The organism is Methylorubrum podarium (genome assembly GCF_040270385.1).
GTDB lineage: Bacteria > Pseudomonadota > Alphaproteobacteria > Rhizobiales > Beijerinckiaceae > Methylobacterium > Methylobacterium podarium.
Map to the genome: position 1 here is coordinate 1 of NZ_JBELQE010000029.1, position 11,694 is coordinate 11,694.

General features: G+C 67.3%; 9 protein-coding genes and 2 pseudogenes. 10 read left to right on the plus strand and 1 reads right to left on the minus strand.

Annotation, left to right across the window (positions count from 1 at the left end; translation table 11 throughout):
* Positions 1-58: 58 nt before the first annotated feature.
* Positions 59-3,001 (minus strand): annotated as a pseudogene (locus ABS772_RS03990) (ATP-binding protein); the annotation flags it as partial.
* Here ABS772_RS03990 and ABS772_RS03995 point away from each other — a divergent pair.
* From ABS772_RS03995 to ABS772_RS04040, 10 genes and pseudogenes are all read left to right on the plus strand, one after another.
* On the plus strand, positions 2,991-3,116 hold the full coding sequence (locus tag ABS772_RS03995; RefSeq protein ID WP_283206915.1) for a hypothetical protein: 126 nt from the start codon (positions 2,991-2,993) through the stop codon (positions 3,114-3,116). The pseudogene ABS772_RS03990 and the gene ABS772_RS03995 sit on opposite strands and share 11 nt — an antisense overlap.
* Positions 3,117-3,446: 330 nt before the next feature.
* Positions 3,447-4,703, plus strand: a complete 1,257-nt coding sequence (urtA, locus tag ABS772_RS04000; protein WP_350392349.1) for an urea ABC transporter substrate-binding protein — start codon at positions 3,447-3,449, stop codon at positions 4,701-4,703.
* A gap of 179 nt (positions 4,704-4,882) precedes the next feature.
* The gene (gene urtB, locus ABS772_RS04005; RefSeq protein WP_238256184.1) at positions 4,883-5,809 is read left to right on the plus strand and encodes an urea ABC transporter permease subunit UrtB; all 927 of its coding nucleotides are present in this window, start codon (positions 4,883-4,885) and stop codon (positions 5,807-5,809) included.
* A 13-nt stretch (positions 5,810-5,822) separates the two neighbouring features.
* Positions 5,823-6,992 carry an urea ABC transporter permease subunit UrtC gene (gene urtC, locus ABS772_RS04010; RefSeq protein WP_238256182.1) on the plus strand — a complete coding sequence of 390 codons (1,170 nt, stop codon included), beginning with the start codon at positions 5,823-5,825 and terminating at the stop codon, positions 6,990-6,992.
* Positions 6,993-7,002: 10 nt separating this feature from the next.
* Positions 7,003-7,800, plus strand: a complete 798-nt coding sequence (urtD, locus tag ABS772_RS04015; RefSeq protein WP_238256183.1) for an urea ABC transporter ATP-binding protein UrtD — start codon at positions 7,003-7,005, stop codon at positions 7,798-7,800.
* A gap of 70 nt (positions 7,801-7,870) precedes the next feature.
* On the plus strand, positions 7,871-8,560 hold the full coding sequence (gene urtE / locus ABS772_RS04020) for an urea ABC transporter ATP-binding subunit UrtE (RefSeq protein WP_238256185.1): 690 nt from the start codon (positions 7,871-7,873) through the stop codon (positions 8,558-8,560).
* 11 nt (positions 8,561-8,571) lie between these two features.
* The gene (locus ABS772_RS04025) at positions 8,572-9,588 is read left to right on the plus strand and encodes an alpha/beta fold hydrolase (protein ID WP_350392351.1); all 1,017 of its coding nucleotides are present in this window, start codon (positions 8,572-8,574) and stop codon (positions 9,586-9,588) included.
* A 166-nt stretch (positions 9,589-9,754) separates the two neighbouring features.
* Entirely contained in the window at positions 9,755-10,984 is a 1,230-nt protein-coding gene (gene fmdA, locus ABS772_RS04030) for a formamidase (RefSeq protein ID WP_350392353.1), read from the plus strand.
* A gap of 2 nt (positions 10,985-10,986) precedes the next feature.
* A complete protein-coding gene (locus tag ABS772_RS04035) occupies positions 10,987-11,304 on the plus strand; it encodes an FmdB family zinc ribbon protein (protein ID WP_238258801.1) in 318 nt (105 codons plus the stop codon).
* Positions 11,305-11,468: 164 nt separating this feature from the next.
* Positions 11,469-11,694, plus strand: a pseudogene (locus tag ABS772_RS04040) (carbohydrate porin); the annotation flags it as partial.

The window sequence follows — 11,694 nt, forward strand, 5'->3', positions numbered from 1 at the left end:
GTGCACCGGCTAACCCTCATGCTCTCTGGGCTGGTGGGGTGGGATTTGTGTTTAAGTGACTGGGGGCGGGATGCGGGCGGGCGCTGCCCAGCAACGTGGTGATCCTTTCCAGGAAATCCTGCATGTCGAACGGTTTGGCGATGATGTCGTCGTGCGGCGCGTCCGCCCCGCGGGTCGGGCTGATCTCGTGGACGTTGGCCGACATCATCGCGATCCGGGCGGTGAAGCCCGTCTCACGCAACGTTTTTGCCACCTCCCAGCCGGTCATGCCCGGCATGGCGATGTCGAGCAGGATCAGCGCCGGCTCGCACGCCTTCGCCAGGGTGAGGCAGGCGGGTCCGTCGGGCGCCTCGGCGACGGTGAAGCCGAGGGGCTCCAGGATCTCGCGCATCAGGGCGCGGTGGGCCGGATCGTCGTCGGCGACGAGGATGGTGCGGCCGGACTCCGCCAGAGCGGGCCGCGCCACCGCCGCCGGAGCCGGCATCGCGGCGGGCGCCGGCCGGTTCACCGAGGCCAGCATCAGCCGCACGCGGAAGCAGGTGCCCTTCCCGACCCGGCTCTCGACGGTGATCTCGCCGCCCATCACCTGCGCCAGCAGACCCGCGATGGTCAGCCCGAGCCCGGTGCCCGGCGCCGCCCGGGCGGCGGGCATCGAGCCGCGCTCGAACGGCTCGAAGATCCGGCCGAGATCGGCCTCCGGGATGCCGAGCCCGGTGTCGCGGATCGTGAAGACGGCGACCTGCCCGCGATAGGTCATCTCCAGGGCGACCTCGCCCTTCGCCGTGAACTTGATGGCGTTGGAGAGGAGGTTGAGCAGGATCTGGCGCAGGCGCTTCTCGTCGGTCGCCACCACCGCCGGCAGGATCTCGGGCCGGGTGAAGCGGAAGCTCAGGCCCGCGCCCTCCGCCTGCAGGCGCACCATGTCCACGATCTGGGTCAGGAAGTCGGCGAGCCGGATCTCGTTGCGGTAGGTCTGGAGACGCCCCGCCTCCATCCGCGAGATGTCGAGCAGGCCGTCGATCAGCCCGGAGAGGTGCTGCGCGCTGCGGCGGATCACCCGGATTCCGTTGCGGCGCGGCTCGGGGATCGTCGGATCGCCCTCCAGCAGCTGCGCGTAGCCGAGCACGGCGTTGAGCGGTGTGCGCAGCTCGTGGCTGATCCCGACCACGTAGCGGCTCTTGGCGAGGTTGGCGGCCTCCGCCGTCTCCTTGGCCTGCTGCAGCTTGGCGTCGGTGACCTTGTGGGCGGCGATCTCGGCCTCGTAGAGGGCGGTCTGGCGGGCGGTCTCTTCCTGCGCCACGCGGCGGCTCTCCTGCGCCAGCACGAACAGCCACGCCACCACCCCGAGGATCACGATCAGGATGAAGAACAGGCTCGTCAGCGCCGCCCGCAGCGTCTCGGCATGCTCTGGGTGCCCGGCGGCGGCGCCGGCATGGACGATGACGAGGATCAGCCCGATCACCGTGATCAGCGTCAGCATCAGCGCGAGGTAGCGGCCGAGCGGGGCGCCGATCCAGGCGGCGGTGCGGGCCGGCAGGACGCGGGCGAGGGTGTCGCGGGCCTGGGCCTCCAGCCGGCCGTGCGGCTTGCACAGGTCGCCGCAGCGGGCGTCGAGCGAGCAGCACAGCGAGCAGATCGGCCCGGAATAGGCCGGGCAGCGGGCCATGTCCTCGGCCTCGAACGGGTGCTCGCAGACCCGGCAGGTGATCTCCGGCCGGTCCCAGGCGGTGTGCGGTTCACGGGCGAGGTAGCGCTTGCCCCCGGTGGCGAGGGCGATGGCGGGCGCCGCGGCAAACGCGGTGGCGAGCGCCAGCATCGGCGCGAAGGGCTGGAGCGCGTCGCCGAGGAGGCCCGCATGGATCAGGCAGCCGGCCAGCAGCGAGAGCACCATCGCCCCGGTGCCGACGGGGTTGATGGCGTAGAGATGCGCCCGCTTGAACTCGATGCCCGGCGGCGACAGCCCGAGCGGCTTGTTGACCGCGAGGTCCGCCGCGAGCGCCCCGACCCAGGCCGAGACGACGCAGGCGTAGAGCGGCAGCGTGCTCTCGATGGTCTTGTCGATGCCGAGTTCCATCAGGAGCAGGGCGATGGCGACGTTGAAGACGAGCCAGACCACCCGGCCCGGATGGCTGTGGGTGAGGCGCGAGAAGAAGTTCGACCACGCGATCGAGCCGGCATAGGCATTGGTCACGTTGATCTTGAGCTGCGAGATCACCACGAACAGGCCGGTCAGCGCGATGGCGACGCCGGGCGAGCCCGAGACGTAGCCGAAGGCGACCGCGTACATCTGCGTCGGCTCGGCGGCGTGTTCCGGCGAGATGCCGTGGCCGAGTGCCAGCACCGTGAGGAAGGCGCCGAGCAGGATTTTCAGCATGCCCGGCACGATCCAGCCGGCTCCCGCCGAGAGGACGCCCGTCCACCAGCGCCAGTCGCCCTTGCCGCGGGGTGCCGGCATGAATCTCAAAAAATCGACCTGCTCGCCGACCTGCGCCAGCAGCGCCAGGAGGATGCCCGAGGCGAGCCCGAACAGGCGCAGGTCGAAGCCCGCCCCCGCCGCCTCCAGACCGGGATAGCCGGTGAAGGCTTCGAACGGCACCGGCCCTGCGAGCCCGATATAGACCAGCGGCAGAAGGTTGAGGCCGATCCAGAGCGGCTGGGTCCAGAGCTGGAAGCGACTGATCAGGCGGATGCCGTAGACGACCAGCGGAATGACCGCCCCCGCGCTGACGATGTAGCCGATCCACAGGGACAGGCCGAAGCAGAGCTGCAGCGCCAGCGCCATGATCGCGGCTTCGATGGCGAAGAACAGGAAGGTGAAGCCGGCATAGATCAGCGAGGTGATGGTCGAGCCGAGATAGCCGAAGCCCGCCCCGCGGGTGAGGAGATCGATATCGACCCCGTAGCGGGCGGCGTAGATGGTGATCGGCGCGGCGGTGGCGAAGATGATGAGCCCGACGACGAGCACCGCGGCGAAGGTGTTGGTGAAGCCGGTGGCGAGCACCAGCGTGCCGCCGATCGCCTCCAGCGCCAGGAACGAGAGCGAGCCGAGCGCCGTCTGGGCGATGCGGAAGGGCGACCAGCGCCGCGCCTTCTTGGCGGTGAAGCGCAGGGCGTAGTCTTCCAGCGTCTCGTCGGCGACGAAGCGGTTGTAGTCGCGACGGATCGGGATGATGGACCGGGCGCTCAGGGGGCCGTCCTCACGATGGGCGGATCACCGGCCTGCAACGGATGTGCCGACCAAACTCCGCCACTGCGCGGCACGAGACATCCCTAACGCGAGGCTCTCACGGAATCGAGAGCGGCACGGTACGGCCCGGGCTGTCCGGCGGACATACGCAAAACAGCGTATAGGGTGCGTCGCACAATCAAGCCTAGCCTTCACCCTGTTCGAGCACGGCCGCCGACCGGCAGAGCCGCGCCGACGCGAGATCAGGGGTTCAGGCACGATGGCGGATGAAAAGGGGAAGGGCCCGGAATCGGCCCTGCGGCGCAAGCTGCTCATGGGGCTCGCAGGCCTGCCTGCCCTGGCGATGATGCCGCGGGGGGCGTTCGCCGCCGCCCCGACCTCGGCCGTCAACACGACCGGGCTCGCGGTGACCGACAGCGAGGTCACGGTCGGCATCCTCCACTCGGCCACCGGCACGATGGCGATCTCCGAGACCGGCTCGATCCAGGCGGAGAAGCTCGCCATCGCGCAGATCAACGAGATGGGCGGCGTGCTCGGCCGCAAGATCAAGGTGATCCAGGAGGACGGCGCCTCCGACTGGCCGACCTTCGCCGAGAAGGCCAAGAAGCTCCTCGTCAACGACCACTGCGCCGCGGTGATGGGGTGCTGGACCTCGGCCTCGCGCAAGGCCGCGCTGCCGGTCTTCGAACAGTATAACGGCCTGCTCTACTATCCGACCTTCTACGAGGGCCTGGAGCAGTCCAAGAACGTCATCTACACCGGCCAGGAGGCGACGCAGCAGATCCTCGCCTCGCTCGACTGGGTGGCGAAGGAGAAGGGCGCCAAGTCGTTCTTCATGATCGGCTCGGACTACATCTGGCCGCGCACCTCGAACAAGATCGCCCGCAAGCACATCGAGAACGTGCTCAAGGGAACGGTCGCCGGCGAAGAGTACTTCCCGCTCGGCCACACGCAGTTCAACTCGGTCATCAACAAGATCAAGCTCAAGAAGCCCGACGTGATCTTCGCCGACGTGGTCGGCGGCTCGAACGTGGCTTTCTACAAGCAGCTCAAGGCGGCGGGCATCGACCTCTCGAAGCAGACCCTGCTGACGATCTCGGTCACCGAGGACGAGATCGACGGCATCGGCGGCGACAACATCGCCGGCGCCTATTCCTGCATGAAGTACTTCCAGTCGCTCAAGAACCCGAACAACGAGAAGTTCGTCGCCGCCTTCAAGAAGATGTGGGGCGAGAAGACCGTCATCGGCGACGTGACCCAGGCCGCCTATCTCGGGCCGTTCCTGTGGAAGATGGCGGTGGAGAAGGCCGGCTCCTTCGATGTCGACAAGGTGGTCGCGGCTTCCGCCGACATCGAGTTCAAGGAGGCGCCGGAAGGCTACGTGAAGATCCACCCGAACCATCACCTCTGGTCGAAGACCCGCGTCGCCAAGGCCCTGCCCACGGGTCAGTTCGAGGTGGTCTACGAGAGCCCCGAGCTGATCGAGCCGAACCCCTTCCCGAAGGGGTATCAGTAGCCGCGACGGACTCTCCTCCCCCTTGTGGGGAGGAGTTGGAGGTGGGGGTGGCGCAGAAGGCACCGCCGCGATCGATCCGGCACCACCCCCACCCCTGCCCCTCCCCACAAGGGGGAGGGGAAATGCGTGGCCCGACACTTGCTGCGCCCTCCCAGAACATTCCGCCGGGGACCACCACCATGTTCGGCGACTATTCGCTCGCAGACCTCAGCTCGATCTTCGTGATGCAGGGCTTCGCAGGTCTGATCCTGTTTTCCGTCTACGTCCTGATGGCGCTGGGTCTCGCGATCATCTTCGGCCAGATGGGCGTCATCAACATGGCCCACGGCGAGTTCATGATCCTGGGGGCCTACGTCACCTATCTGTGCTCGACCTTCTTCCAGGCGCACCTTCCCTCACTCTTCGGTGCCTACTTCTTCATCGCCATGGCGCTCGCCTTCCTGGCGTCCGGAGCGATGGGGATGCTGGTGGAATGGGCTCTGATCCGCCACCTCTACAAGCGGCCGCTCGACACGCTGCTGGCGACCTGGGGCCTCTCGCTGATCCTGCAGCAGGCCTACCGCACGATCATCGGCCCGCGCGAGGTCGGCGTGGAACTGCCCTCGTGGATGATGGGCTCGATCCCCGTGACCGATTCCATCGAGGTGCAGATCAACGGCCTGTTCGTGATCGCGGTCACCACCGTCATCACGCTCGGCGTCGCCCTGCTGATCTACCGCTCGCGCTTCGGCGCGCAGATCCGCGCGGTGATGAGCAACCGCCCGATGGCGGGCGCCGTCGGCATCGATACGGAGAAGGTCGACCGCTACACCTTCGGCCTCGGCTGCGGCATCGCCGGCATCGCCGGCTCGGCCTTCACCATGATCGGCTCCACGGGGCCGACCTCGGGCCAGCTCTACATCGTCGACACCTTCCTGATCGTCGTCTTCGGCGGCGCGGCGAGCCTGCTCGGCACCATCGCCTCGGCCTTCTCGATCTCGCAGACCCAGTCGACCCTCGAATTCTTCCTCTCCGGCTCCATGGCCAAGGTGCTCACCCTGCTCGCGGTGGTGGCGATCCTGATGCTGCGGCCGCAGGGCCTGTTCACCCTCAAGGTCCGTCGCTGAGGAGCGCGCCCCGATGACGAGCCCAGTCCAATCCTTGTCGAAAGCGGTCACCGTCAACGACAACCCCTTCATGAAGCCGGTCGAGTGGGTGAGCCTGCTGCTTCTCGCCGGCGTGATCCTGGTCGTCCTGCCGCTGATGCTCGACGGCTTCCGCCTCAACCTCGTCGGCAAGTACCTCACCTACGCCTTCGTCGCGCTCGGCCTCGTCATCTGCTGGGGCTATGCCGGCATTCTCTCCCTGGGCCAGGGCGTGTTCTTCGGGCTCGGCGGCTACTGCATGGCGATGTACCTGAAGCTCGAAGCATCCAGCGTCGAGAACACGAAGATCCAGTCGACGCCGGGCATCCCCGACTTCATGGACTGGAACCAGATCACCTCGCTTCCCTGGTTCTGGCAGCCCTTCCACAGCCTGCCGCTGACGCTCATCCTCGTCGTCGCGGTGCCGGTGGCCTTCGCCTTCATCATCTCGGTGGCGATGTTCAAGCGCCGCGTCGGCGGCACCTACTTCGCCATCATCACCCAGGCGATCGCCGCGATCCTGACGATTCTGATCGTCGGCCAGCAGGGCTACACCGGCGGCATCAACGGCATCACCGACCTGCGCACGCTGAACGGCTGGGACATCCGCACCGACCACGCGAAGGTCATCCTCTACTTCGTCAACGGCGGACTGCTCATCGGCTGCATCCTGATGGCGCAGTACGTGAAGAAGTCGAAGCTCGGGCGCATCCTGGTGGCCATGCGCGAGAAGGAGGACCGGGTCCGGTTCTCGGGCTACTCGGTGGCGGGTTTCAAGGTGTTCGCCTTCTGCCTCGCCGCCGGCTTCGCGGCGATCGGCGGCGCGATGTTCACCCTGCAGGTCGGGTTCATGTCGCCCTCCTTCGTCGGCATCGTGCCCTCGATCGAGATGGTGATCTACGCCGCCGTCGGCGGGCGCCTGTCGCTCTTCGGCGCGGTCTGGGGGACGCTTCTCGTCAACTGGGCCAAGACCTCCTTCTCCGAGTCCTTCCCCGACCTCTGGCTGTTCGGCCTCGGCGGCCTGTTCATCGCCGTGGTGCTGATCTTCCCCAACGGCATCGCCGGCCTGTGGCGCGAGCATGTCGAACCCCGCCTGTTCCGCAAGGCCAAGGGTCTGGCCCCCGTCGCCAACCCCGCCCTGCCCCACGGCACCCCGGCCGAGTGAGGACCCATCGATGAACGCGGCCATCCTCCCCTCCGCTCTCACCTCGGCGCCGATCGGCACCCCGGCGGACGAGAAGAACTTCCTGCTGGCGGTCGAGGCGCTCACCGTCTCCTTCGACGGGTTCAAGGCGGTCAACGACGTGTCGTTCTACGTCGATCCGGACGAGATCCGGGTCATCATCGGCCCCAACGGCGCCGGCAAGACCACGGTGCTCGACCTGATCTGCGGGCGGACGAAGGCCAGCTCCGGCTCGATCAAGTACAAGGGCCAGGAACTGACCAAGCTCTCCGAGAGCGCGATCGTCCAGGCGGGCGTCGGCCGCAAGTTCCAGACGCCGTCGATCTACGACGACCTGACGGTGTTCGAGAATCTCGAGATCTCGTTCCCCCGCGGTCGCTCGGTGTTCGGGGCGCTGACCTTCAAGCGCGACGCCGAGGTGCGCGACCGCATCCACGAGATCGCGCAGACGATCTTCCTGAAGGACCAGCTCGACGAGCGCGCCGAGTTCCTGAGCCACGGCCAGAAGCAGTGGCTGGAGATCGGCATGCTGCTGATCCAGGACCCGGAACTGCTGATGCTCGACGAGCCGGTGGCCGGCATGAGCGTCGGCGAGCGCATCAAGACCGCCGAGCTTCTCAACCAGATCATCAAGGGCCGCTCGGTGCTCGTCATCGAGCACGACATGAAGTTCGTCGAGGACATCGCCCACCGGGTCACCGTGCTCCACCAGGGCAAGGTGCTCTCCGAAGGGTCGATGGAGCGGGTCAAGAACGACCCGAAGGTCGTCGAAGTCTATCTCGGTCACTGAGGGCGAACGGACCATGCTCCAGACTTCACCCGCCCCCCTCGTGCCGCCGGTCATGCCCGGCGCCGCGCCGATGCTGTCGATCGCCGACCTCCACGCCGCCTACGGCCAGAGCGAGGTGCTGCACGGCATCGACATCGACGTCGCGCCCGGCGAGATCGTCGCCGTGATGGGCCGCAACGGCATGGGCAAGTCGACGCTCATGAAGACGCTGATGGGCATCGTGCCGACGAAGTCCGGCACGATCACCGTCGACGGCACTGACGTCACCGCCCTGAAGAGCCATGCCCGCGTGGCCAAGGGGCTGGCCTACGTGCCGCAGGGCCGGATGATCTTCTCCACCATGACGGTGCAGGAGAACATCGAGACGGGGCTCACCGTCACCGGCTCGCGCAAGGTGCCGCAGGATCTCTACACGATGTTCCCGGTCCTCCTGGAGATGAAGGGCCGGCGCGGCGGCAACCTCTCCGGCGGGCAGCAGCAGCAGCTCGCCATCGCGAGGGCGCTCGCCAGCAACCCGAAGGTTCTGCTCCTCGACGAGCCGACCGAGGGCATTCAACCCTCGATTATTCGCGAGATGGGGCGTACGCTGAAGAAGATTCGCGACGAGCGCGGTCTGTCGATCGTCGTCTCGGAGCAGGTCCTAAGCTTTGCCATGGACGTGGCCGATCGCGTTCTCGTCATCGAGAACGGCTCGATCGTCCACGAGAGTCTGCGCGCCGACATCGACGAGGCGCAGGTCGCCCGGTTCCTGTCGGTCTGAGGATCGTCGCGATGGCCGATTACGAGATCTTCGAACTCGGCGACGTCGTCCTGCAGTCGAAGCAGACGATCCGCGGGGGGCGGCTCGCCTACAAGACCTACGGCACGCTCAACGCGGCCAAGGACAACGTCATCGTCTATCCGTGCTGGTATTCCGGCACCCATCTCGAGAACGAGTGGCTGATCGGGCCGGGCAAGGCGCTCGACCCGGACACGTATTTCATCATCGTGCCGAACATGTTCGGCAATGGGCTGTCGTCCTCGCCGAGCAATACGCCCGCGCCGTTCAACGGGCCGCGCTTCCCCAGGGTCACGGCCTACGACAACGTGGTGCAGCAGCACCGGCTGGTGACGGAAGTCTTCGGGATCGAGCGGATCAAGCTCGTCACCGGCTGGTCAATGGGCGCGCTCCAGACCTTCCACTGGGGCGCGCTGTTCCCCGACATGGTCGAGCGCATTCTGCCCTTCCAGGGCTCGGCCAAGTGCTCGCGGCACAATTTCGTCTTCCTGGAGGGCGTCAAGGCCGCGCTCCAGGCGGATGCCGCCTTCGCCGACGGCTTCTACGCCGAGCAGCCGCAGAAGGGCCTGCGCGCCGCCGCCCGGGTCTATGCCGGCTGGGGCTTCTCGCAGACGTTCTACCGGGTCGAGGCCGACCTGAAGCGGATGGGCTACGCCTCGCTCGAAGACTTCCTCGTTGGCTTCTGGGAGGGCTGGCTGCTGGAAAAGGACGCCAACAACCTGCTCGCCATGCTCTGGACCTGGCAGAACGGCGACATCTCGGCCAACGACCTCTACGGCGGCGACTTCAAGAGGGCGCTCGGCGCGATCAAGGCCAAGGCATTCGTGATGCCGGCCTCGACCGACCTGTATTTCCCGCCGGAAGACAGCGCCATCGAGGTCGAGCACATGCCGAATGCCGAGCTGCGCACGGTCGAGACCTATTGGGGCCACTTCGCCGGCGGCCCCGGCACCTCACCCGACGACATCGCCGTTCTGGATGCGGCGCTGAAGGAGTTGCTCGCGCGCTGAGCCATCGGCGGGGCGCTCCGGCGGCCCGCCCGAACCGATCCGGCGCCGAGCGGCGCCGGATGAACGAAGAACGACAACAACGATCCACGGGGGCGGCCGGACTCATGCCGGACACGCAACGGGGACGGCTGCCCGAATTCTGGACGCTAAAGGAGCTGCGAAGGAAATGCCCGAGACCCTGATCAAGGTCGATCTCACGCAGTCGGCCTACGACAACGACATGGTGCACAACCGCTGGCACCCGGACATCCCGATGGTCGCGACCGTGAAGCCCGGCGACGACTTCATCGTCGAGACCTACGATTGGACCGGCGGCTTCATCAAGAACAACGATTCCGCCGACGACGTGCGCGACATCGACCTGTCGATCGTCCACTTCCTCTCCGGCCCGATCGGCGTCGAGGGCGCCGAGCCCGGCGACCTGCTCGTCGTCGACCTGCTCGATATCGGCGCCAAGCCCGAGAGCCAGTGGGGCTTCAACGGCTTCTTCTCGAAGAACAACGGCGGCGGCTTCCTCGATGAGCACTTCCCCCAGGCGCAGAAGTCGATCTGGGACTTCGAGGGCATGTTCACCAAGTCGCGCCACGTTCCCGGCGTGCGCTTCCCCGGCCTGATCCATCCCGGCCTGATCGGCTGCCTGCCCGATCCGAAGATGCTGGAGACCTGGAACACCCGCGAGAAGGCGCTCTACGACACCAATCCGAGCCGGGTGCCGGCGCTGGCCACCCTCCCCTTCGGCCCGACCGCGCATATGGGCCGGCTGAAGGGCGACGCGAAGGAGGCGGCCGCCGCCACTGGCGCCCGCACGGTGCCGGGGCGCGAGCACGGCGGCAATTGCGACATCAAGGATCTGTCGCGCGGCTCGAAGATCTACTTCCCCGTCTACGTGCCCGGCGCCGGCCTCTCCATGGGCGACCTGCATTTCAGCCAGGGCGACGGCGAGATCACCTTCTGCGGCGCCATCGAGATGGCGGGCTGGGTCCACCTCAAGGTGAGCCTGATCAAGGACGGCATGGCCAAGTACGGGATCAAGAACCCGATCTTCAAGCCGTCGCCGGTCACCCCGAAATACGACGACCACCTGATCTTCGAGGGCGTCTCCGTCGACGAGTACGGCAAGCAGCACTACCTGGACGTCACGGTTGCCTACCGTCAGGCCTGCCTCAACGCGATCGAGTACCTGAAGAAATTCGGATATTCGGGCGCCCAGGCCTACTCGATCCTCGGCACCGCCCCGGTCCAGGGCCACATCTCCGGCGTCGTCGACATCCCGAACGCCTGCGCGACCCTCTGGATTCCGACCGGCATCTTCGACTTCGACATCAACCCGTCCGCGGCCGGGCCGACGAAGTTCCTGGACGGCTCCGTCCAGATGCCGCTCTCGCCGGACCTTTGATCATGCCGGTCTACGACTACGCCTGCGAAGCGTGCGGTCCCTTCACCGTCCTGCGCCCGATGGCGCAGTTCAAGGACCCGCACGACTGCCCGGATTGCGGCGAGGCGTGCCAGCGCGCCTTCCTCACCGCTCCGCGGATCTCCGGCATGGATGCGGGGCTGAAGGCGGCCCACGCCACCAACGAGCGCAGCCGCCACGAGCCGCGGCGCTCGGGCGCTCACGGGGCCGGCTGCGGCTGCTGCTCGCCCAGGAAGACGAGTGCCGCACCCGCGGCGGCGAAGAGCTTCCCGAACGCGCGGCCCTGGATGATCAGCCACTGAGCCGAGATCCCTTGCGGCGGACGCGCCCGGCGCGCCCGCCGACACGCTTCCGGGGGGAAGCAGACGACCGAACATCGCTCCGCGAGGGAGCCGCCGGCCGCGACACGACAAGCGGGACGAACCCTGTGGGGCAGCCGGTGCAGCGTATGGGTTGGGGACTGACGATGACCGAACGGATGAGACGGACGAGGACAGGACCGGTGCGACGCCGCGGCGTCGGGATCGGAACGGCCGGCGCGCTCCTGGCGGCGAGCCTTGCCGGGGGGAGCCTTGCCGGGGCGGGCGCGGCGCTGGCGCAGCAGCCCTCGCCGGTGGGCCAGTTCAACGATCAGACCCAGCCGCGCACCGATCCCGCCATCGCCGCCAAGCCCGCCGACCCCGTCCGCACCG